This window comes from Bacillus sp. FSL K6-2971 (assembly GCF_038006405.1).
Classification (GTDB): domain Bacteria; phylum Bacillota; class Bacilli; order Bacillales; family Bacillaceae; genus Bacillus; species Bacillus pumilus.
The window spans coordinates 3,115,454-3,136,012 of the sequence record NZ_JBBOVD010000001.1 but is presented as its reverse complement, the minus strand read 5'-3'; the positions used below and the strand labels follow the sequence as shown (position 1 = coordinate 3,136,012).

The following is a 20,559-nucleotide window of genomic DNA, read 5'->3' as shown; positions in this document are numbered from 1 at the left end:
ATCTCTTTTTTATTTTCTTCAAAAAAGAAAGACCGCCATTATAGCGGTCTTTTTTACATGTTCATGGAATAGATCGTATAAGACAAGTATGTTGCAAAGAAGCCCCATAAGACATAAGGAATTAGTAAAATTGGAACGACTTTGCTTAGTTTACGTGAGACGATGACAAGAGCAAGTGCTGTCAGTGCTACAAGCAGGCAGTCGATCGTAGCGGCAAATAGATCTTTTTGTGTAAATTGAAAAAAACTAAAGGCTTGATTAAATACATAATTTAAAAGAAAAAGAATCCAAAATGGTAAAGTGATTTTTTGAAATCCGTACTTTCCATAAATGATCGCTGCGGACAACGAGATGAGAGCAAATAAGACAGCCCACACAGCACCAATTACTCCACCACTCGGTGTCCATTCCGGTTTATTTAATGCATCATACCACTCTCTGTCAATCGGAAACAAGAACCCGGCAATAGAGAATAATGCGTATGTAATAAAGAAGACAACCACTGCCCAAACGATACTTTTTCTAGCCATTAAGAATCTCCTCCAATCAAATTCACTCTTAAAATGATTTCCCAATCATTACATGATATAAACATAAAGCCCCCAATATGAGGGGACTAATGATTTTCTTCTGTATAAGGTTCTTTTTCGTACGGCTTCAAGTCACCAAATACCGTCATGATGCCTTCTTCGTCTAATGCTTTTTCATAGGCTTCGTGAGCTTTATTTGGATATACTTTACTTGCCTTGCCTTCAATATCAGCAGCTGCGAATCCTTCATAGTCTTCGACATAATCTTCATCTTCTGATTGTGTATACACATCATCGTATGTCAATGGAGGAAATTCCATATCAGACGGCGTATCAGAGTTTCCGTAGCGTTCTACGTCTTGATATGCATCCTCTCCATCATAGGCTGCACTTTCTTCATTTTCGAATTTCCCTGATGGCGGACTTAATAAATCCTCTTCAATCGGACGGTTTTGTGAAACGGTTTGTTCTTTTGAATGCTCTGTGCATGTGACGGCACTAGGTAAGGCTTCTAAGCGTTCCTTTGGGATAGGTGATTTACAGACCTTGCATAGGCCATAAGAGCCGTCTGTGATGGCTTGAAGTGCTTCATTAACGTCTAACAGATGTTCATGTTCCAAACTGTTTAACGCAATATCCTTCCCGCGTTCGAACAGCTCTGTCCCTTGATCACCTGGGTGATTATCATAGGCTGACAGGTCTCCTACCGAATCATAAGGAAATGATACTTTTTGTTCATCGTCATGGCTTTTGGCTTCGAGTTCGTGCTTTTCATCGAGAAGTCGCTGCTTCAAATGATGTAATTCGTCTTTAGACAACAAAGCGATCATCCTTTCATATCAAACATAATGTTAGTATGAGCAATTTTATCTGTAAGACTAGTTCCAATTTGAAGCAATTCCTCATGAAAAAACGCCTGCGGCTGCAGGCGTTCTTTGTTACGCGATATAGTATTGTAAGATCAAAGCGATTGTCAGCAGAAAACCGAAAAATGTATTGGTTTGAGCTGTAGATTTCATGGCATTCATTAATTGAATTGGTTTTTCTTTTTGCCTAAATTCTTTGATAGCTGTATATGCTTTTGGCACACTGAGTAAAACAAGAAGACTCCAAAGGCCGACAATATCTGTGAAGATATAAACAAAAATAAGTACATAAGAGAGCAAAAACATGGAAAGTAAAATGTTCACAGCAGCCTTTCGCCCAGCAAGAATAGCAAGTGTTTTTCGTCCATTTTCTTTGTCGCCGTCTAAATCGCGGATATTGTTTGATAGTAAGATGGCACCAACTAAAATAGAAATTGGTAATGAGACGAGAACAGCTTTAGACGTTAGTGTGCCTGTTTGAATATAGAAACTGATCAGGATGATTCCTAGTCCCATAAAAGCACCTGACACAAGTTCTCCAAACGGTGTATATGCAATAGGAACAGGACCGCCTGTATAGAAATAGCCTGCTGCCATACAAATGAGTCCTATCAGTGCAATCCACCAGCTAGACATCATGCAAATATACACTCCTAGTAGTAAAGAAAGCGCAAATAGTGCATAAGCAAGGCCGAGAACGGTTTTAGGCTTCACGCCATTTCTGACAATGGCGCCGCCGATGCCGACAGATTTCTCATTGTCCAATCCGCGAACATAATCAAAGTACTCATTAAACATGTTCGTTGCGATTTGGATAAACATAGATGCAAACAGCATAGCTAAAAATAGCCCAACATGTATTTGACCACTTGGAAGTGCTAGAACAGTTCCTAAAGTAACGGGAATAAATGCTGCTGTTAATGTATGCGGTCGTAGTAAATTCCACCAAATCCGCCAGTTCTTATCAGGCTTAATCGGTGAAAGCTGATCTGATATCGATTGATGCTGCATAAAATATACTCCTTTAAATAAAAAAATACGTACACGTCCAAATTCCAGTTTAGCAAAGTTCAAAAAGGTGTCAATATATTGATGCGATGAAACCTGAAAAAGATGTTTGCTAATCGTTGCCATATCCAGAGAAAGCTTGATCTTAGAACAAGACTTTCCATTTTTCTTATAGATGCTCTCGTTTCAAGAAGCAGAGCGAAAAAATCTAGAAAGCGTGATATAATAAGGATTCGAGGTTTTAAAAGCTGTTTTCTTTACTAAGTTCATCTGTTAAGGTTTATAATAGAAAAGCAGGTCATTCGACATACTCGAATGTTCATGTATTTTTTCATTATGGTTTTATTTTTTTATGTTATTTCATGGATTTTGGAGGAATGTATCATGGTGACAACAGTGCAAAGTACTTTCCGGCAGGAAGCGCTTGCGACATTAGAAGAAGCGAATAACGTCAACCATGCTGTTTTGATAAGCTACTCCAGAAGAGTTGACGATCTGGATCCTCTTGCCTTTTTCCAAAGCGGCGAAGCGGATTTTTTAGGCGAGCGGTTTTTTTGGTCTGATCCAGAAAGCCAAATGATATTTTCTGGACTTGGCAGAGCGGCCGTTATTAAATCATCTGAGCAAGGCAAGGAACGATTTGATACAGTCCATCAAGAATGGGAACAGCTGAAGCAGCACATGTTCCATTTTCATGATGAGAAGGAGTTAAGGCAAGCGGCTGTTGGTCCGCTTTTATTTGGAGGATTCTCATTTGATCCGTATGAAGAGAAGGCGCGTCACTGGGAAGCTTTTGGCGAGGCTCATTTTTTTGTGCCATCGATGATGCTCACTGTCTCGAAAGAAGGCACGTTTCTTACGATCAATGAATGGAAGCAGGTGGACGGTAATGTTCATCAGCTCATTCAAGAATTAGAACAAAAAGCCTCTCATTACGAAACATTACCGCTCAGACATGGTGGACAAGCTGAACTTGTTCATATGGAAGAACGAGATGTGAAGGAATGGATGAAGGCGATCCAAGAAGCGACAGACCACATTCGTGCAAACGAATATGAAAAGGTTGTTTTAGCAAGAGAAGTCTTGCTTCACTATAAAAATCAAATTGAACTCGCTCCACTGTTATCAGAATTATTAAAGCATCAAACAACGAGTTATGTATTTGCGGTTGAGCAGGGGAGACAAGCATTTGTCGGAGCTACGCCGGAACGCTTAGTGAAAAAAAGCGGCGGAGAGGTCTTTTCATCTTGTTTAGCAGGTTCGATTGTTCGTGGAAAAGATGAAGAGGAAGATCGAGCATTAGGCAAGGAACTGCTGCATGATGAGAAGAATTTGATTGAACATCAAATTGTTGTCAATATGATTGAGCAAGCATTTGAGGCCAATTGCCTTCGCGTGCATAAACCAAATCAACCTAGTCTTTATAAAACAAAAAACATTCAGCATTTGTTTACACCGATTGTAGGAGAAATTAAAAGCAGCTGTTCTCTTTTTTCATTAATTGAACAGCTCCATCCGACGCCAGCATTAGGCGGATATCCGAAGGAAAAGGCGGTTGAGGTCATTCGTGAAATCGAACCGTTGAAACGTGGCTGGTACGCAGCGCCGGTAGGGTGGATTGACTCTCAGGATAATGGAGAATTTGCTGTTGCCATTCGGTCAGGTCTTATTGAGGAAGACCATGTTCGTTTGTTCGCTGGCTGCGGCATTGTAGAGGATTCCCTTGCAAAGCAGGAGTACGAGGAAACGCAAGTGAAATTAAGACCAATGCTATCTGCTCTTGGAGGTCGTCCTATTGAATAATCAAATCATGACAATATATATTGGCAGATTGATGGATGAATTTGTCCAAGGTGGCGTACAAGAGGCAGTTGTCTGTCCAGGTTCTCGTTCGACCCCGCTTGCAATGCTGGCTCTAGCCCACCAAGACATCAATGTCCATGTATTAGTGGATGAACGGTCTGCTGCTTTTTATGCGCTTGGTCTTGCAAAAGCAAGTCAAACTCCAGTGCTGCTTATTTGTACGTCAGGTACAGCAACAGCTAACTTTTACCCAGCCATTGTAGAGGCACATTATTCCCGTGTCCCACTTATTGTTTTAACTGCTGATCGACCGCACGAATTGAGGGAAGTTGGGGCACCTCAAGCGATTGATCAGCAATTCTTATTCGGTAAGTTTGTTAAATGGTTCACAGACTTAGCGTTGCCAGAAGAAAGTCAGACGATGTTACGCTATGTTCAGACGGCTGCGGCAAGAGCAAATCATATGTCGATGCAAGAGCCGAAGGGACCTGTACAAATCAATGTCCCTCTGAGAGAACCATTGCTTCCTGATTTGTCTATTGATCCTTTCGAGCGAGAAGAAACAGACCGGAAAAAAGTATTAGCTACAGGACAGGCTTTCCCAAATGATGATGCGATATCTGAAATTGTGACGGTCATGAACCGTTCCAAAAAGGGACTGATTGTGTGTGGCGAGCTTCATACGGAGGAAGAGAAAGAGGCAGTAATACGTCTTTCAAAAGCCTTGCATATACCGATTTTAGCGGACCCGCTTTCTCATTTGCGAAATGGTCATGAGCATGCAGATCTTATTATTGATGCGTATGATTCTTTATTGAAAGATGAAGTATTGCAGCAGCACCTATTGCCGGATATGGTTATTCGTTTTGGACCGATGCCTGTGTCTAAGCCTTTATTCAAGTGGCTGGAAAAACATGCGGAAGTGAATCAGATTGTTGTTGATGCTGCTGGAGGTTTTCGAGATCCTGGGCTGAGTGCTTCATATGTCATTGAAAGTGATGTGGCAGCTTTTGTAGATGAAGTAGTCAATAGAGCGGATCAACGTGAGGATACAAGTTTTCTAAAGCGCTGGCAGCATGCTAATTCATCATTCAGAACGCATGCTTCCCATTATTCTGATGAGGATCTGTCATTTGAGGGGAATGTGTACCGTCAGCTTCAGCATCTTTTGCCGAAGGAGAGTGTCCTGTTTATCGGGAATAGTATGCCGATTCGTGATGTGGATACATTTTTTGAAGCGCAATCGAAGCCTTTTCGAATGATGGCGAATCGAGGAGCAAATGGTATTGATGGTGTTGTGTCTACAGCACTTGGCACGTATGCAGCTTTGAAACAGCCGGTCACCTTAGTGATTGGAGATTTATCATTTTACCATGATATGAATGGTCTCCTTGCAGCGAAGTTGATGGACATTCCACTGACGGTTGTGTTGTTAAACAATGATGGAGGAGGCATCTTTTCTTTCCTTCCGCAGGCGTCTGAGGAACCGTATTATGAAAAACTCTTTGGTACACCGACTGGACTGAATTTTGAGTATGCTTCGAAGTTGTATGGGGGAACCTATGCGAAACCGTCAACGAAACAAGAATTACATGATGTCTACAAGGCGCATATAGAAGAGCCTGGACTTCATTTAATTGAAATTGATACAGATCGGCATTCTCGTGCAAGCAAGCATCGTCAAATGATGGATGACATATTGGAAGAAGTGAAAAAAGAATGTCTTCTTTCATAATACGGATGCGTGATGGTGTGGCGTACGAGGTGGTGGATCAGAATCCATCAGGTGAGAATGCCACGCTATGCTTACACGGCTTCACTGGAAGCGCGGCTTCTTGGACATTCTTGAATGCTTATATGGGAAATACAAGATTGATTCAAGTCAGCCTGCTTGGACATGGCCGCACGGACTCACCAGAAAGTATAAGAAGATATGCGATGTCGCATCAGCTAGCAGATCTTGCAGAGATTTTAAACCAATTAAAGCTTCACAAAGTGAATATTCTCGGATATTCTATGGGAGGACGTATTGCTTTATCATTTGCCTCTCGTTATTCAGAGCGAGTCAACAAGTTGATTCTAGAGAGTACCTCTCCAGGGCTTCGTACGTTTAAAGAGCGGATGGCAAGACTCAAACATGATCATCAGCTGGCTCAGAAAATGAGACATGAAGGTTTAGTGAAGTTTGTGGATTTTTGGGAGAGTATTCCACTGTTTGCTTCGCAGAAAACTTTATCAGCTGACACGCAGGCTCAACTACGAGAGGAAAGGCTAAAAGCCAATCCACTTGGACTGGCTCGCAGTTTAGAAGGCATAGGAACAGGTTCGCAGCCCTCTGTTTGGAAGGCTTTAAAGCATATGAATTTACCTGTTTTGTTGATTTGTGGAGCGCTTGATGAAAAGTTCTGCAATATCGCCACATGTATGCAGCAGGAGCTTGAAGGCAGTCAATTTATATTAGCTGAGCAGGCTGGGCATACAGTTCATGTGGAACAACCACATTTTTTTGGTAAAATAGTTAGTGAGTTTATTACCCAAGGTTAGAGGAGGAACTATTGATGGCTATTGAATGGCAAACTGAGCGTCAATATGACGAAATTTTATATGAAACATGCAATGGGATTGCAAAGATCACGATTAATCGTCCACATGTACATAACGCGTTTACACCAAAGACTGTGAGTGAATTGATTGATGCATTTTCACGTGCTCGTGATAATTCAAATGTTGGTGTGATCGTACTTGCAGGTGCTGGCGGCAAAGCATTCTGTTCTGGTGGAGATCAAAAAGTACGCGGTCATGGCGGTTATGTAGGAGACGATCAAATTCCGCGTCTAAATGTACTCGACTTACAGCGTTTAATTCGTGTGATTCCAAAACCTGTTGTTGCGATGGTTGCTGGTTATGCAATCGGCGGCGGGCACGTTCTTCATATTGTATGTGACCTGACAATTGCAGCAGATAATGCGATTTTTGGACAAACTGGTCCAAAAGTAGGCAGCTTTGATGCTGGTTATGGTTCAGGCTACCTTGCACGTATTGTTGGTCATAAGAAAGCGAGAGAAATCTGGTACTTATGCCGTCAATACAATGCACAAGAAGCGCTTGATATGGGACTTGTTAATACTGTTGTACCATTAGAGCAGCTTGAAGAGGAAACAGTGAAGTGGTGCGAGGAGATGCTAGAAAAGAGCCCGACTGCTTTACGATTCTTGAAGGCTGCATTTAATGCAGATACGGATGGATTAGCTGGAATTCAACAATTTGCAGGAGATGCGACACTTCTTTATTACACAACAGATGAAGCAAAAGAAGGACGCGATTCCTTTAAGGAAAAACGCAAGCCAGACTTCGGTCAGTTCCCGCGTTTCCCTTGATTCAATCATACCGATGAAAAACAGCTTAGTGCATCAGACTAAGCTGTTTTCTTTTACGAAAAGGAGGTGTCGTGATGAAGCAACCGAATTGGCTGCTGCACCGTGCTTATTTAACACCAGAAAGAGTCGCGCTCATTTATCAGGATAAAAAGTGGACATTTCGCAATTTAGCTTATGAAGTCAATGAGCTTTCAAATAGACTTGCACAAACATTATTAAAAAAAGGGGAAACGGTCGGGATTCTGATGAACAATCATCCTCAAATGGTGATGCTTGTTCATGCTTGTTTTTCATTGGGATTCAAAATCGTGCTATTGAACAATAAGTTAACAAAAGCTGAAAGGCGCTATCAACTTGAAGATGCAAAAGCAGCCGCCTTATTTACTGAACCGGTTTATGCAAGTGATCATAAGGGTGATCTACCCGTTTATACAATGGAGACTTTACCTGAAGCAGGTCACGACAATGTAAAGAAAATCGAAAGCGAATTTGATTTGAATGAAACAGCAACGATCATGTATACATCTGGCACAACAGGACAACCAAAAGGGGTCGAGCAAACGTTTGGCAATCATTTTCATAGTGCTGTTTCCTCTGCACTCAATGTGGGCCTCAGAGAGGATGACCGCTGGCTTATTGCACTGCCTCTTTTTCATATTAGCGGGTTATCCGCTTTATTTAAGTCTGTGATTTATGGGATGACTGTCGTACTTCATCAAAAGTTTGATGTCGATGAAGTAAAGGGTTCGATTGAACACCATCGTGTGACGATGATATCTGTTGTTCAAACGATGTTATCCCGTTTATTAAGCAGGCTGGAAGAATGTCCGTCTTCTTTGCGCTGTCTTTTATTAGGCGGAGGACCTGCGCCTTTTGCGATGCTTCAAGAAAGCAAAGAGAAAGGTTTCCCTGTGTTTCAATCCTACGGCATGACAGAAACCTGTTCACAAATTGTGACCCTTGCGCCTGAATTTAGTGTAGAGAAGCTTGGATCAGCGGGAAAACCCCTTTTTGGATGTGAGCTGAAAATTCAAGATGGTACACGCATTTGTCGTCCTTTTGAGCATGGCGAAATTATGGTGAAAGGGGCAAATGTCATGAAAGGGTACCTTTACCGTGAAGAGGCGACCGTGGCTGCTTTTGATCAAGGCTGGCTGAAAACGGGTGATATCGGCTATGTGGATGAGGAAGGATTTTTATTTGTGCTTGACCGCCGTTCAGATTTAATTATTTCTGGCGGTGAGAATATTTATCCTGCTGAAATTGAAGCGATCCTGTTAACACATCCGCATGTAAAGGAAGCCGGAGTGACGGGTATGTATGATGATAGATGGGGAGAGGTACCAGCTGCCTTCCTTGTCACAGACCATAAAATACCGGAGAACGAGCTCTATGCTTTATGTGAGTCGCATCTAGCAAAATATAAATGGCCTGCCGCTTTTCACTTTGTGGACGAGCTGCCAAGAAATGCGTCAAATAAATTGCAGAGGCACAGACTCAAGTCAAAGGGGTTTTTAGATGATTCAAATTGAACGAGTGATTTTATATCATGTCACGATGAAGCTCAAGCAGCCATTTACCACAAGTCTTGGGACCATCTCGGAGCGTGAGTTTATTATTGTCGAGGTAAAAGATCAAACGGGATTGACTGGATGGGGAGAGGTGTCAGCCTTTTCTTCTCCTTGGTATACAGAAGAAACCATTGAGACTTGTTACCATATGCTGAGAGCTTTTTTTATACCAAATGTGCTGACACGCACCTTTACACACCCTTCAGAAATACCAGACAGCCTGTACCAATTTAAAGGCAATAGGATGGCGAAAGCGGGAATTGAAGCGGCTGTTTGGGATATTTATGCGAAGCGTGAGAATAAGTCGTTACGAGATGTATTAGGCGGCACCAAGGATAGAATACCTTCTGGTGTTGTGGCGGGGTTAGGACCCGTTGATGACCTGCTGAAGCAAATACAGCAATTTGTGGACCAAGGTTATCAGCGGGTGAAGGTGAAAATTAAGCCGGGGCAGGATATTGGACTCCTTAAAAAAATTAGAGAGTCTTTCCCTCATCTCCCGCTAATGGCGGATGCAAACTCTGCTTATGAGTTAAAGGATATTAGCAAGCTCAAGCAGCTCGATGACATTCGTTTATTAATGATTGAACAGCCATTAGCTGCAGATGATATCGTCGATCATCGCCATTTGCAAAAGCATTTAAAAACACCGATATGTTTGGATGAAAGTATTTGTTCCTTAGATGATGCTAGAAAAGCGGTAGAGCTTGGTAGCTGTCAAATTATTAATGTGAAGCCTTCACGAGTTGGTGGGCTGACAGAAGCCCTTAAAATCCATACATTCAGTAAGGAGCATCAAATTCCGTTATGGTGCGGTGGAATGATTGAAACAGGTATTTCCCGCGCGCAGAACGTGGCACTTGCTTCGCTTCCGCAATTTACAATTCCAGGTGATATTTCAGCTTCGTCAAAATATTGGGAGCAGGATATCATTTTTCCTGAAATCAAGGTTGAAAATGGTTTTATAGAGGTACCTCGTTCCCCAGGAATGGGCGTAGAAGTGGATTATCAAGCGCTTCGTTCCTTTTCAGATAAAATTGACGTCTTTACAAAACATGATTTTGTGATGTGAAAATGAGGTATTCACCTTTTGCACATCCAATAAAATCTATATATAGTGAGAGAAAGTTTTTCCTTCCTGTCTCAACAAAAAAGAAAGAGCGGTGATCCGCTCTTTCTTACTCTTCTACCAGTTTGCTGTCATAAGCAAGCTGTCCAATATAGTGATCCATTTCACTGGGCATGTCTGCTGCATGGCCATATTCATAATCCCAAAGGTTTAAAAAGGAGTGAGCAGCCTGATAAAATGCGGCTTCGTCCGCGTCATGAATTTCGTCAAAAAACGTTTGAAGCAGCCGATCGTGTTTCAATGCGATGCGCCTCCTTAAATGAGACTTAAAGATCTTGTGGTTTAAACGTTTTACAATCCGTTTCTTCACTTTTTTCAGCCGTTTTTCCTGTGTGGCTGACGACATAGATTGCATCTGCCCCACAGCGGTTTCCAGCATTCCAATAGGAACAGTTATTGACTTCACAAAGGATTTTTTGACTCATACAGATGACCTCCTTTTGAGTATGTCTTTCTTCTATAATGTAACCGAAATGAACCTCATCCATTCACGTTAATCTTCCTGGCGAATATAGCGCTTATCCTTCATAAACAATTTCCAGAAGAAATAGAACCCAGGGAATAAGATGATAAAACCTACAATATACGTGATAAATAATGCTCTAAATGTCACAGGGTCTGTAAATCCAGACATGATTGTAATATCTGGATAGGCCATATAAGGCAAATGGGCACGTCCGTACACATAGCTTGCTAAAAAATATTGAACGGTAATCGCAATGACAGCTAAACGCGGCCGGCCTTTCCGATGCTTAAACCGGCTATTTGGTAAAAATAGAGCCAGCCCTGCTAGCAAAAACATCAGGAGTGATACAAGAAGAATAGGGATGTTCTGCATCATTTTTGTGAACAGCCAATTTGCCTCGCTTCTTAATGTCAGCATGATGAAAAAGGCCATCATGAGTGAAAGCGGACCCGTAATGAGCGCTCCTCTTCTATAAATGCTGTAAGCTTCATCTTCATCAGCCACATTCGAGAAATCAGCTAAAAGCAATGACGAAAGAAAAAGGGTGCTAAAAATGGCAAAGCCGACAAAAGAATAGACATTTGCACTTGTAAAGACCAGTCCAAGATCTAATGAGTAGTTGTTGTTCTCCTCAAAGATAAATCCACCATGTGTAATCGGAAGAACCATGATCAGGATCGATGGAATGATAAAGCCGCTAATCCCTGAAATATAAGTCACTGCTTTTCTGTATTTTTTAGGGAGAGAATGAGAAAACACGAGAAATCCGCTTCGCAGTGCAAGAAGCAATAATATGATGCTACCGGGTATTAATAAAACAGTACCAAGGACAAAGGTCGCACCTGGAAACATGCTAAACAACGCAACAACAATTGCCACAATGAATACGTTAGTTACTTCCCATGTTGGAGAAAGGTACTTATTTGCGATATTAGCGGCCTTTGTTTGTTCTTTATTCATATAAATCATGGACCAAAATCCTGCGCCGAAATCCATTGATGCCATCACTGCATAGATAAAAACGAACCCCCATAAGATGGTGATTGCAATGAGTGCATCAGTTGTCACATCCATTTGCATCTTGATCGCTCCTTTTTAAGATTCTGTTAACCGTAGGTCTTCTTCAATCGAATGTTTTCTAAAGTAGTACGTTAGCACAATCACAGTTGCTATGCCTAAGATGAGATAGACAATGGCAAAAAGGATAAAGAGTGTGCCAATTGAGCCTGATGATGTGACGACCTCTGAGGTTTTGAGCATTCGATAAATAACCCATGGCTGACGGCCTGTACATGCAAAGATCCAGCCGAACTCAATGGCCAAAAGACTAAGGGGCCCGCCGAATAAGTAAAGAAAAAGGAGCCACTTCGGATAATGATCGCGTTTTAAAATTTTACGGTAAAGCAGTGCTAACACCGCAAACAAAATGAGGACTGAGCCAATAATGACCATGCCGTTAAATAACGTGTGAATAAATAAAGGCGGCCACTCATCACGAGGGAAATCATTTAAGCCTTTGACCACCGTATCAAAGCTATTTCCTGCCAGAAAGCTAAGCGCCCAAGGGATTTCAATTGCTCCTTTAATTTCCTTTGAATCGGCATCAGTAAAACCACCTATTGCGAGCGGCGCATGTGATTGTGTTTCAAATAAACCTTCAGCACCAGCTAACTTTTCTGGCTGATATTCATACAGAAGCTGAGCAGACTCATGACCATTTATGGCCGTTAGAAATGAGAAGAGGCCTCCTACAATAAGTCCAAGAAAAAGGGCTTTTCGATGAAACGTATAGAGTTTCTCATTCTTTCTTGTTTTGAGCATTTTAAAAGCTGCCACTGATGCAATCACAAAAGCACCTGTTGTAAAAGCAGACAGCACGACATGTGTCGCAGTTACGACAAAGCTTGGATTGAAAAAGGCCTTCCAGGGCTCGATATTCGTAATTTCTCCATTGACCATTTGAAAGCCAGCAGGAGTTCCTTCAAACGCATGTACGTTTGTGATCAGAATCGCTGAAGCGGCTGCGCCGATCACGACAAAAATAACGGTAATGATGCGCATAGCAGGTGATAGGCGATCCGCTGCGTACACATAAATAGACATAAATAATGCTTCAATAAAGAACGCATAAATTTCAATCTGAAATGGAAGTGACATGACCTTTCCGATGACCTCCATAAAACCTGGCCATAGAAGAGCGAGCTGGGTACCAGCAATCGTGCCTGTTGGAATGGCGACACCTAACAAGACAGCCTGCGCTTTCGTCCACCGTTTGGCCATGACAGCATAGTGAGGGTCCTTCGTTTTTTGGAAGATGAGTTCAGCTAACAAAATCATTAGCGGGATGCCGACGCCAAGCGAGGCATAAATAATGTGAAAGCCCATGGTTGTGCCGAACAGGCTTCTAGCTAAAACGAGATCAGTCAATTTTTTCTCCGCCTTTCTTATCACTTCTCTTTTTCATGATGTTATTATTCTCCACCATTTTTAGATTATTCTTCCTGACTAAGAAAGCTTGATTTTTGACAAGTTGTAAAAGAGGGAGTAGAATATAAATATAAAACGTAATCATTACGTTTTGATAACGAAAGGAGTTTTGACATTGAAAAGAGATATTCATCCAACCTCACATGAAGTTGTATTTATGGACGTAAACAGCGGTTACCGCTTTTTGAGTAAATCGACAAAGTCATCCAATGAGACAGTAGAATGGGAAGATGGGAAAACGTATCCTGTCATTAAAGTAGAAACAAGCTCTGATACGCATCCTTTTTATACAGGACGCCAAAAATTCGGAGAAAAAGGCGGAAGAGCCGAGTTGTTTAAGAAAAAGTATCAAATGTAATATAAAAAGCACACCCTACAATGGTGTGCTTTCAGCATGTAGACAAACCCTCGCATTCGTTGTCAGTCCTGCGTGCTGGTGCTCACGAATGTCAAATTCGCTCCGCGCCAGTACTCGTCCTTCCTAGACTTCAAAGGTTTTCTATCAAGCTGAAAAGAAGACAAAGGGCTAAAATCAAGATCATTTTAGCCCTTTGTCAACAATCTGAAAGCACACCCTACAATGGTGTGCTTTTTTACAGCAAGAAACCCCGGATAATCACCCGGGGTTTTAACAATTAATCATTTAAAGCGGTTTTTAAGGTCTTTAGATTTTGTTTCATTAAGCTGACGTAGCTTTCGCCATTTTTGGCATCATCTTCAGTAATAGATTCTAGATTTTTAAGTGTGAGGCTTTTTGCCCCAATTTCACTGCGGATCGTATCTGAGACTTTGCTGCTGACGTTGTTTTCAAAAATCACATATTGAATGTGATGCTTTTCAGCTTTTTGTACAATGCTTTCGAGCTGCTTTTGTGAAGGCTCTTCAGAAGCGGATAACCCTAATACACTGATTTGTTCAATGCCGTAGCGCTTTTCCCAATAACCGTAGGCTGCGTGGGAAACAAGGATTTCTTTATGTTTTGCTTTAGATAACGTTGTGTTGAACTCTTGATCTAGCGATTGCAAATCCTTTTTTAGTTTTTCGTAGTTTTTTGTGTATTCGTCTTTATGATCTGGATCTAATGAAACGAGTGTATCTTTAATGTTTTTCGCCATTTGCTGTGCATAAACAGGGTCTAACCATGCATGAGGATCTTTATCTCCGTGATCGTGTCCATCATGGTCATGATCTTCCCCTTCATGATCGTGATCATGGTCTTCGCCGTCTTCATGTGAATGCTCTTCTTTTGTCGATAACAACTTGATGCCTTCGGCTGCTTTGACTGTTTTCACGCCTTGGTCTTTTAACGTAGAAGCGGTTTTGTCAGCGAATGCTTCAGCGCCTGTGCCGCTGTAGATGAAGGCGTCTCCTTCAGCCATTTCAACCATCGTTTTTGAACTTGGTTCAAAGCTGTGTGCATCTGCATTGGCAGGGTACACGCTTTGCGCATGAACATGAGAACCACCAATTTTTTCAGTGAAATCTTGAATCGGGAAAATTGTGGTGTAAACGGTTAGTTTTCCGTCTGCTTTCCCTTTTGAAGCATTTGTCCCCGCACTGCTTGAGCAAGCGGCAAGACCGATCGCAAATAAAGCAGCTGTTAACATATAAAAGATTTTTTTCATGTGGAAAATGTCTCCTCTCAATCTATTAGATAGAAATGATTACGATTTAATGTCCTGAGTTATTGTATCGTAATAATTACGATTTGAAAAGAGGAAAATAAAAAATTTTCATCAGCAGATGTTTCCTTTAAAAAAAATGCGCTGCAAAACGTGACGAAATTTCTCACATTGTGCTATATTTATTTTTAAAAAAGATAAAGGAATGGACAACGTATGAAACTTTTAGAAGAAATCATCGAATATAATCAACAATTTATTGAAGAAAAGAAATACGAAGAATTTACAACAACGAAGTTTCCACAAAAAAAAGCTGTCGTTCTGTCATGTATGGATACAAGACTTGTCGAGCTGCTTCCACGTGCAATGAACATGAAAAATGGAGATATCAAGATCGTTAAAAGTGCTGGTGCTCTTGTGTCTCATCCATTTGGAAGTATTATGCGAAGCATTTTAGTGGCTGTTTATGAATTAAATGCTGACGAGGTTTATGTCATTGGGCATCATGATTGCGGTATGAGCAAAATAGACAGCCAAACACTTTTAAACAAAGCCATTGAGCGTGGTATCCCAGAAAAACGTATTGAAGTACTGGAATACTCAGGAATCGATTTTAAACAGTGGCTCAAAAGCTTTAGTTCGGTTGAAGAGAGCGTGAAGGACAGTGTGTCCGTTGTGAAAAATCACCCGCTTCTCCCATCAAATGTGCCTGTGCACGGTCTTGTCATTGATCCTGGAACTGGCAAGCTTGACGTAGTCGTCAACGGATATGAAGAAAAATAATTTATTTTTCCTTTTTCGGCGGGACAGGATCGATGCCGCCAGGATGGAGCGGATGACATTTTAAAATCCGTTTGATGGTGAGCCAGCCGCCTTTTAAAGCGCCATGCGTTTTGATCGCTTCTAGCCCATAGTTTGAGCATGTTGGGTAAAACCGGCAGCTAGGCGGTGTAAGAGGGGAAATACATTTTTGATAAAAGCGTATGATGCCGATAAAAATTTGTTTCATAAAGGTTCCTCCTTGTCTATCTTTCACAGTATAAGAAAAAAGGACAAGGAAGGAAAGTTTTATAAACTAAACTGGTCGGAGAAATATGTTATAATATAGGAAATTGCAATTATAGGAGTGGTGATTATGCCTTCAGTTGAAAGCTTTGAACTTGATCATAATGCTGTAAAAGCGCCATACGTTCGTCATTGTGGCGTTCATAAAGTGGGATCAGATGGAGAAGTCAATAAATTTGATATTCGTTTTTGTCAGCCAAACAAACAAGCAATGAAACCTGATACGATTCATACATTAGAGCATTTACTTGCGTTTAACATTAGAACACACTCAGAGAAATACGATCATTTTGATATCATTGATATTTCTCCAATGGGCTGCCAGACAGGCTACTATTTAGTGGTCAGTGGTGCACCAACTCCAAAAGAAATCGTTGAACTTCTTGATGCAACATTCAAGGATGCAGTTGAGGTAACAGAGATTCCTGCTGCAAACGAAGAGCAATGCGGTCAAGCGAAGCTTCATGACCTTGAAGGTGCAAAACGTTTGATGCGTTTCTGGCTTTCTCAAGATCAAGAAGAGCTTCTCAAAGTATTTGGTTAATCGATCATAAACCGGACATGATGATGTCCGGTTTTTTTGTATTCGATCATGAGATGTCAAAATAGGGGATATTTGTTAAAATGGACATGTCAGTAAAAGAAGGGGGAACTCGGGATGCGAAAAATGTTGGGAATGATATTGATGCTTTTGTTACTAAGTGCATGTGGGAACTCTGCAGCAAATAGTGGCAAAGGGGAGGTACCTGAGCTATTAGAAGTGAAGCTTACAGGACCTGAACAAGTGGAGAAAAATGAAAGCGTTATAGTAAAAGCAGCTGTCACATATGGTGATACGCCTATTGATGATGCAGACGATGTTCAATTTGAAGTGTGGAAAGATGGCGATAAGGATAACAGCAAGATGATTCAGCCAAAGAAAGAGAACAATGGTGTATATGAATTGCATACAGCCTTTAAAAAAGATGGCCTTTATATCATACAAGTCCATGTGACAGCTAAACAGCAGCATAATATGCCAAAGACAAATATCCATGTAGGTGATGTGAAAAAAGAGAGTTCATCTACTGAAGAAGAAACCTCACATCATTAAGTGTCATTTTATTTCGGGTTAGGACGTTGGTTTGGTTCAGCATCCTGTGGTGAATCGATTTTATGCTTATATTCATAAGCCTTCGATGTTGTCCACAACGATAAAAAGACAACGATTGAGATAATGATAAAGCTGATAATTCCAAGTAGCAGCATCTAACTCCCTCCTTATTTCCATATTAACATATATTTCATGCAGTCAAAATAGAAGAAATTCATGGCAGGTTTCAGTATAATAGGAAAAGGGTATTCTCATACTAAACGCAATTACATAAGGAGGAATAAACATGTCTGAAAAATTATTACACGTCGTCAATAAACAAGTAGCTGATTGGACTGTGCTTTACGTAAAATTACATAACTATCACTGGTACGTAAAGGGAAAAGACTTCTTTACACTCCATGAGAAATTTGAGGAACTTTATACAGAAACAGCGACATACATTGATGATTTGGCTGAGCGTATGCTCGCGTTAAATGGAAAGCCTGTTGCGACAATGAAAGAATGCTTGGAAATTTCTAGCATTCAAGAAGCTGAAGGTAATGAATCAGCGGAGCAAATGGTGAAAAATCTATATGATGATTTCTCCAATATCGCTGAGGAATTAAAGCAAGGAATGGAGCTGGCTGGAGAAGTTGGCGATGAAACAACAGGAGATATGCTGCTTGCGATTCATCAATCTATCGAGAAACACAACTGGATGCTTAAAGCATTTTTAGGATAATACGTATGTGGAAGGAATGTCGATCATGAAGAGATCGACATTCCTTTTTTGTTGGAATCGGGACAGACAGCCCATTGAAATCATAGGGCTTTCAGCCGAAGAGAAAAGAGAAGGGAGGGGAGAAGATGTCTTCTATTGCAGGAATGATGAGTCAGCAAGTCGCGAGCATTCAAAAAACACTTAATATTAGTTTGTTGAATTCACAGCTTGCTACGAATACAGCACAAGCCATGGTCATGCTGGATCAAGTTCAGCAGCAGCCTCAAGCTGTTCAACCAAAGGATTCAGACGCTCGCTTTATTGATGTGAGAGTCTAAAGATGGAAGCCGCCGCACAAGGCGGCTTTTTTTCTTGTCATCACTCTGTCTGATTTAAAAGGCAACGCCTTATTTTTTGTCGTCCAAGCTATTGCGAAGATCTAGCATATAATATTGAGGTAAGGAGTTCCACTCTGAAAGGATGTTGATGCCAAGTGAGCAAGGATTTAGGCATCTTTTCGTTGTTTACAGTCAGTTTGTCAGCGATGGGCTTTCTGTTTGGTGGAGCAGGAAATTTACTGATGATATTAGTAACACTCATGGCCATTGAATTAATTTGTTCAAGCCTAAGAGAATCTTTGACAGGGCAGCTCACAATGAAACGTTTTTCTACACGGCTTGTTCGAAAGATTGTGACGGTCTCCTTAATATCCATGGCGCATTTCTTCGATGTCATGCTGAAGACAAATGGGATGATTAAGGATTTAGCGATCATCTTCTATATTATTTATGAATCTTACCAAATCGTCTCGACAGCCAATGCCCTCGGAATTCCCATTCCACAGTTGTTTATTGATGTGTTGGACATGTTAAAAAATAAATTGCGCAAAAAGCCGTAATTTCTTCATATCTGGTCATACTAAAGGAAAAAGGATGAATCAGATGACGAGACACACATATTATGTATCCGTACAGGATGGGTCGATATCGCAGCATAGAGATGCGGCGGCTTGGCAATTTCAAATAGAAGCAGACGATGATCAAATTTTGCAGCTGAGAGACTATTTCGATGAACAGTATATGACAGATTGGAAAGGCTTCTTTCGAGCGCATGTTCCGTATCTTGAATATCATTATGACAGTCCGAATGATGAAATGGATCGAAAAAGAAAAGAGATATACTCAATGATTTTCGAGCTCGGGAATGAAGAGACAAAGAGCTTTATTGAAACAAATGGATTAATGAATTGAAAAAGCATGTAGAGATTTTCTACATGCTTTTATTTTCGCGGTTGTAAGATGCCTCCGATCAGGTCACTAAGCCCGCCTCTATTCTCTTGCTGAGATGTCTGTGAATTAGTGAATTCATGAGAGGAGTTCTGGCTCTGAGGCTTATAACGGTTATCATCTAAACCAACCCGTAAGCCGGATGTACGCTCAGATGGCTGGATAATGACAATTTGGTCTTGTTCTTGGAACTCAAATAAGTAGGATTCACCAGATGTTTGTCCGATGAGGGTCTTCCAGTTCACATCTAATTTGACCTTCGGTGCTTTACCTGTCCAAGCAACGATGGCGTCAGGGTCTACACGGCAAGGGGCTTTTAAAATGAGCGGGTTTCCATTTGTTTTAATGGCGACCTGCGCCCCGTGGCCTTGATAGGAGAGCTTTGATGTAAACAGTCCTTTCTGTGATAAAATCCCTACGCCTACTGGTGTCACGCCGTAATGACATTCCTCAGTAAAGGCAAGTAAATCCTCACTTTCTACACTTACATGCTGCCAAGGACCGCTCGGCTCAAGATTAATCACTGTCACGTGCTCGCTGGAATCAGCCAAATAACAAGTACCTTGTCCACTTACTTCCATCACCTCAAGGTTTTCACCTGTCAATTTTCTGCTGATATGGTTAAATACTTGACTGACCATATTTCCTTTGTTCGTACCGAGTAGTCGTTTGCGGTATTGAAACGTACCTTGATCGGCAATCATTGCGCCTTTTTTCGCAAAAAAGATTCCGCTGCCTTCTGCTTGTAAAGTGAGTTCTTCTATCGTGTTGAAATGAAATCCCATTGGTGCCGGCTCCTTTCCTGCGTCAAGATGTGAATCCGTAGATGCGGCATAAGTCATTTAAATCTAGCGTAGTTCCTTGTCCGGTTGCGATGATTTTCCATTCTTCTTCATCTCTTGTGAGTTGAGCGCAAATGATGGAGGTACAATACGAATAATCTTCTGTTAATTGAAAGGTACAAATCTCTTGTTGTGAGATTTGATCAGTCAGATGCACGTAAGCGTTCTCCACTTGTCCAAAATGATGCTTGCGCTCGTGTGCATCATGTATCGTGGCTGTTACAACGATTTTATGAATATTAGGAGAGACTCTGCTTAATTGCATAATGATCATTTCATTGTCTCGATACCCGCCGCCAAATTGATGATCACCAAGATGGCGAACAGCCCCGTCTAAGCTTTGCTGCTGATGATAATAGATCAGATGGCTTGGAGACAACAGTTTGTCCTCTTCATTTAAGAGAAACACTTGCGTATCTAAATCAATTGGCTGGCCAGCCAAATCCCAGCCAAGCCCGATTTGAATTTGGTCGATATTTGGATTGTCTTTAGTTAAATCTAGCTTTTGCCCTTTGATGAGGTGTTTCTTGATCACCTCATGAGGGGCGTCTTCTTTTTCAATTTTACTGGGCGTAAGCGATTGATCTTTTTCTTGTTTTGACCCATTTGTTATCCTCATGCTGTTTTCCTCCTCGTCGTAATAGGACAAACACTAATTGATTTACGTCATTAAGGGATAAAAGGTTTCATGATTAAAATGGGGTGAAGTTG

General features: G+C 41.2%; 26 protein-coding genes. 14 read left to right on the top strand and 12 right to left on the bottom strand.

Annotated features, from left to right (window positions below; translation table 11 throughout):
- Nucleotides 1-53: 53 nt before the first annotated feature.
- The 3 genes from MHI33_RS16740 to MHI33_RS16730 form a co-directional block, all read right to left on the bottom strand.
- A complete protein-coding gene (locus MHI33_RS16740; RefSeq protein WP_106066853.1) occupies nt 54-530 on the bottom strand; it encodes a TspO/MBR family protein in 477 nt (158 codons plus the stop codon).
- Between the two features lie 86 nt (nt 531-616).
- Nucleotides 617-1,351 carry a TraR/DksA C4-type zinc finger protein gene (locus tag MHI33_RS16735; RefSeq protein WP_106066854.1) on the bottom strand — a complete coding sequence of 245 codons (735 nt, stop codon included), beginning with the start codon at nt 1,349-1,351 and terminating at the stop codon, nt 617-619.
- A gap of 117 nt (nt 1,352-1,468) precedes the next feature.
- Complete coding sequence (locus tag MHI33_RS16730; protein ID WP_340912698.1) at nt 1,469-2,407, bottom strand: 1,4-dihydroxy-2-naphthoate polyprenyltransferase; 939 nt, start codon at nt 2,405-2,407, stop codon at nt 1,469-1,471.
- 381 nt (nt 2,408-2,788) lie between these two features.
- Between MHI33_RS16730 and MHI33_RS16725 the strand changes: the two genes are divergently transcribed.
- From MHI33_RS16725 to menC, 6 genes are all read left to right on the top strand, one after another.
- Nucleotides 2,789-4,207 (top strand): isochorismate synthase, encoded by a 1,419-nt coding sequence (locus MHI33_RS16725; RefSeq protein WP_106066855.1) that lies wholly within the window; start codon nt 2,789-2,791, stop codon nt 4,205-4,207.
- A complete protein-coding gene (gene menD, locus MHI33_RS16720; protein ID WP_106066856.1) occupies nt 4,200-5,942 on the top strand; it encodes a 2-succinyl-5-enolpyruvyl-6-hydroxy-3-cyclohexene-1-carboxylic-acid synthase in 1,743 nt (580 codons plus the stop codon). Before MHI33_RS16725 ends, menD begins: the two co-directional genes overlap by 8 nt.
- Entirely contained in the window at nt 5,927-6,751 is an 825-nt protein-coding gene (gene menH, locus MHI33_RS16715) for a 2-succinyl-6-hydroxy-2,4-cyclohexadiene-1-carboxylate synthase (RefSeq protein ID WP_065098667.1), read from the top strand. The genes menD and menH overlap by 16 nt, the downstream gene beginning before the upstream one ends.
- 14 nt (nt 6,752-6,765) lie before the next feature.
- The gene (gene menB, locus MHI33_RS16710) at nt 6,766-7,584 is read left to right on the top strand and encodes a 1,4-dihydroxy-2-naphthoyl-CoA synthase (protein WP_003217719.1); all 819 of its coding nucleotides are present in this window, start codon (nt 6,766-6,768) and stop codon (nt 7,582-7,584) included.
- Between the two features lie 74 nt (nt 7,585-7,658).
- A complete protein-coding gene (locus MHI33_RS16705; protein ID WP_340912693.1) occupies nt 7,659-9,116 on the top strand; it encodes an o-succinylbenzoate--CoA ligase in 1,458 nt (485 codons plus the stop codon).
- The gene (gene menC / locus MHI33_RS16700) at nt 9,103-10,227 is read left to right on the top strand and encodes an o-succinylbenzoate synthase (protein WP_319609870.1); all 1,125 of its coding nucleotides are present in this window, start codon (nt 9,103-9,105) and stop codon (nt 10,225-10,227) included. Before MHI33_RS16705 ends, menC begins: the two co-directional genes overlap by 14 nt.
- A 106-nt stretch (nt 10,228-10,333) precedes the next feature.
- Here the strand turns inward: menC and MHI33_RS16695 are convergent, their stop codons facing one another.
- From MHI33_RS16695 to MHI33_RS16680, 4 genes are all read right to left on the bottom strand, one after another.
- Nucleotides 10,334-10,525 (bottom strand): hypothetical protein, encoded by a 192-nt coding sequence (locus MHI33_RS16695; RefSeq protein WP_044142132.1) that lies wholly within the window; start codon nt 10,523-10,525, stop codon nt 10,334-10,336.
- A gap of 25 nt (nt 10,526-10,550) precedes the next feature.
- Nucleotides 10,551-10,709, bottom strand: coding sequence for a DUF1540 domain-containing protein (locus MHI33_RS16690; protein ID WP_111911374.1), 159 nt, complete (start codon nt 10,707-10,709; stop codon nt 10,551-10,553).
- 68 nt (nt 10,710-10,777) lie between these two features.
- Entirely contained in the window at nt 10,778-11,824 is a 1,047-nt protein-coding gene (locus MHI33_RS16685) for a cytochrome d ubiquinol oxidase subunit II (protein WP_185108921.1), read from the bottom strand.
- Between the two features lie 21 nt (nt 11,825-11,845).
- Nucleotides 11,846-13,177: a cytochrome ubiquinol oxidase subunit I gene (locus tag MHI33_RS16680; protein ID WP_065098664.1), complete on the bottom strand. Its 1,332-nt coding sequence runs from the start codon at nt 13,175-13,177 to the stop codon at nt 11,846-11,848.
- 175 nt (nt 13,178-13,352) lie between these two features.
- Here MHI33_RS16680 and MHI33_RS16675 point away from each other — a divergent pair, with 175 nt between their 5' ends.
- The gene (locus MHI33_RS16675; RefSeq protein WP_003217579.1) at nt 13,353-13,595 is read left to right on the top strand and encodes a type B 50S ribosomal protein L31; all 243 of its coding nucleotides are present in this window, start codon (nt 13,353-13,355) and stop codon (nt 13,593-13,595) included.
- 277 nt (nt 13,596-13,872) lie between these two features.
- On the opposite strand, the gene MHI33_RS16670 is transcribed toward MHI33_RS16675, so the two are convergent.
- The gene (locus MHI33_RS16670; RefSeq protein ID WP_044142135.1) at nt 13,873-14,862 is read right to left on the bottom strand and encodes a metal ABC transporter solute-binding protein, Zn/Mn family; all 990 of its coding nucleotides are present in this window, start codon (nt 14,860-14,862) and stop codon (nt 13,873-13,875) included.
- A gap of 213 nt (nt 14,863-15,075) precedes the next feature.
- Between MHI33_RS16670 and MHI33_RS16665 the strand changes: the two genes are divergently transcribed.
- Entirely contained in the window at nt 15,076-15,642 is a 567-nt protein-coding gene (locus MHI33_RS16665) for a beta-class carbonic anhydrase (protein WP_044142136.1), read from the top strand.
- 1 nt (nt 15,643) lies between these two features.
- On the opposite strand, the gene yidD is transcribed toward MHI33_RS16665, so the two are convergent.
- Complete coding sequence (gene yidD / locus MHI33_RS16660; RefSeq protein ID WP_003217666.1) at nt 15,644-15,868, bottom strand: membrane protein insertion efficiency factor YidD; 225 nt, start codon at nt 15,866-15,868, stop codon at nt 15,644-15,646.
- Nucleotides 15,869-15,994: 126 nt separating this feature from the next.
- On the opposite strand from yidD, the gene MHI33_RS16655 reads away from it, so the two are divergent.
- Both MHI33_RS16655 and MHI33_RS16650 read left to right on the top strand, forming a co-directional pair.
- On the top strand, nt 15,995-16,468 hold the full coding sequence (locus MHI33_RS16655) for an S-ribosylhomocysteine lyase (protein ID WP_003217624.1): 474 nt from the start codon (nt 15,995-15,997) through the stop codon (nt 16,466-16,468).
- Between the two features lie 114 nt (nt 16,469-16,582).
- Complete coding sequence (locus MHI33_RS16650; RefSeq protein ID WP_065098662.1) at nt 16,583-17,017, top strand: FixH family protein; 435 nt, start codon at nt 16,583-16,585, stop codon at nt 17,015-17,017.
- A gap of 8 nt (nt 17,018-17,025) precedes the next feature.
- Here the strand turns inward: MHI33_RS16650 and ytzI are convergent, their stop codons facing one another.
- Nucleotides 17,026-17,172: a YtzI protein gene (gene ytzI, locus MHI33_RS16645; protein WP_034665318.1), complete on the bottom strand. Its 147-nt coding sequence runs from the start codon at nt 17,170-17,172 to the stop codon at nt 17,026-17,028.
- 131 nt (nt 17,173-17,303) lie between these two features.
- Here ytzI and MHI33_RS16640 point away from each other — a divergent pair, with 131 nt between their 5' ends.
- From MHI33_RS16640 to MHI33_RS16625, 4 genes are all read left to right on the top strand, one after another.
- Complete coding sequence (locus MHI33_RS16640) at nt 17,304-17,741, top strand: Dps family protein (protein ID WP_044142138.1); 438 nt, start codon at nt 17,304-17,306, stop codon at nt 17,739-17,741.
- Between the two features lie 125 nt (nt 17,742-17,866).
- Nucleotides 17,867-18,058, top strand: coding sequence for a hypothetical protein (locus tag MHI33_RS16635; RefSeq protein ID WP_003217712.1), 192 nt, complete (start codon nt 17,867-17,869; stop codon nt 18,056-18,058).
- 155 nt (nt 18,059-18,213) lie between these two features.
- Nucleotides 18,214-18,618, top strand: coding sequence for a phage holin family protein (locus tag MHI33_RS16630; RefSeq protein ID WP_044142140.1), 405 nt, complete (start codon nt 18,214-18,216; stop codon nt 18,616-18,618).
- Nucleotides 18,619-18,661: 43 nt separating this feature from the next.
- Entirely contained in the window at nt 18,662-18,970 is a 309-nt protein-coding gene (locus MHI33_RS16625; RefSeq protein WP_044142141.1) for a hypothetical protein, read from the top strand.
- A gap of 29 nt (nt 18,971-18,999) precedes the next feature.
- On the opposite strand, the gene MHI33_RS16620 is transcribed toward MHI33_RS16625, so the two are convergent.
- On the bottom strand, nt 19,000-19,791 hold the full coding sequence (locus tag MHI33_RS16620) for an AIM24 family protein (protein ID WP_044142142.1): 792 nt from the start codon (nt 19,789-19,791) through the stop codon (nt 19,000-19,002).
- A gap of 22 nt (nt 19,792-19,813) precedes the next feature.
- On the bottom strand, nt 19,814-20,467 hold the full coding sequence (locus MHI33_RS16615; RefSeq protein WP_065098661.1) for a TerD family protein: 654 nt from the start codon (nt 20,465-20,467) through the stop codon (nt 19,814-19,816).
- Nucleotides 20,468-20,559 lie beyond the last annotated feature (92 nt).

Excerpts from the sequence above, each read along its gene's own strand:
- MHI33_RS16740 (WP_106066853.1), bottom strand. The coding sequence starts at position 530 with ATGGCTAGAAAAAGTATCGTTTGGGCAGTGGTTGTCTTCTTTATTACA.
- MHI33_RS16730 (WP_340912698.1), bottom strand. The coding sequence starts at position 2,407 with ATGCAGCATCAATCGATATCAGATCAGCTTTCACCGATTAAGCCTGAT.
- MHI33_RS16725 (WP_106066855.1), top strand. The coding sequence starts at position 2,789 with ATGGTGACAACAGTGCAAAGTACTTTCCGGCAGGAAGCGCTTGCGACA.
- menH (WP_065098667.1), top strand. The coding sequence starts at position 5,927 with ATGTCTTCTTTCATAATACGGATGCGTGATGGTGTGGCGTACGAGGTG.
- menB (WP_003217719.1), top strand. The coding sequence starts at position 6,766 with ATGGCTATTGAATGGCAAACTGAGCGTCAATATGACGAAATTTTATAT.
- MHI33_RS16705 (WP_340912693.1), top strand. The coding sequence starts at position 7,659 with ATGAAGCAACCGAATTGGCTGCTGCACCGTGCTTATTTAACACCAGAA.
- menC (WP_319609870.1), top strand. The coding sequence starts at position 9,103 with ATGATTCAAATTGAACGAGTGATTTTATATCATGTCACGATGAAGCTC.
- MHI33_RS16690 (WP_111911374.1), bottom strand. The coding sequence starts at position 10,709 with ATGAGTCAAAAAATCCTTTGTGAAGTCAATAACTGTTCCTATTGGAAT.
- MHI33_RS16685 (WP_185108921.1), bottom strand. The coding sequence starts at position 11,824 with ATGGATGTGACAACTGATGCACTCATTGCAATCACCATCTTATGGGGG.
- MHI33_RS16670 (WP_044142135.1), bottom strand. The coding sequence starts at position 14,862 with ATGAAAAAAATCTTTTATATGTTAACAGCTGCTTTATTTGCGATCGGT.
- MHI33_RS16665 (WP_044142136.1), top strand. The coding sequence starts at position 15,076 with ATGAAACTTTTAGAAGAAATCATCGAATATAATCAACAATTTATTGAA.
- yidD (WP_003217666.1), bottom strand. The coding sequence starts at position 15,868 with ATGAAACAAATTTTTATCGGCATCATACGCTTTTATCAAAAATGTATT.
- MHI33_RS16655 (WP_003217624.1), top strand. The coding sequence starts at position 15,995 with ATGCCTTCAGTTGAAAGCTTTGAACTTGATCATAATGCTGTAAAAGCG.
- MHI33_RS16650 (WP_065098662.1), top strand. The coding sequence starts at position 16,583 with ATGCGAAAAATGTTGGGAATGATATTGATGCTTTTGTTACTAAGTGCA.
- ytzI (WP_034665318.1), bottom strand. The coding sequence starts at position 17,172 with ATGCTGCTACTTGGAATTATCAGCTTTATCATTATCTCAATCGTTGTC.
- MHI33_RS16640 (WP_044142138.1), top strand. The coding sequence starts at position 17,304 with ATGTCTGAAAAATTATTACACGTCGTCAATAAACAAGTAGCTGATTGG.
- MHI33_RS16635 (WP_003217712.1), top strand. The coding sequence starts at position 17,867 with ATGTCTTCTATTGCAGGAATGATGAGTCAGCAAGTCGCGAGCATTCAA.
- MHI33_RS16625 (WP_044142141.1), top strand. The coding sequence starts at position 18,662 with ATGACGAGACACACATATTATGTATCCGTACAGGATGGGTCGATATCG.
- MHI33_RS16620 (WP_044142142.1), bottom strand. The coding sequence starts at position 19,791 with ATGGGATTTCATTTCAACACGATAGAAGAACTCACTTTACAAGCAGAA.
- MHI33_RS16615 (WP_065098661.1), bottom strand. The coding sequence starts at position 20,467 with ATGAGGATAACAAATGGGTCAAAACAAGAAAAAGATCAATCGCTTACG.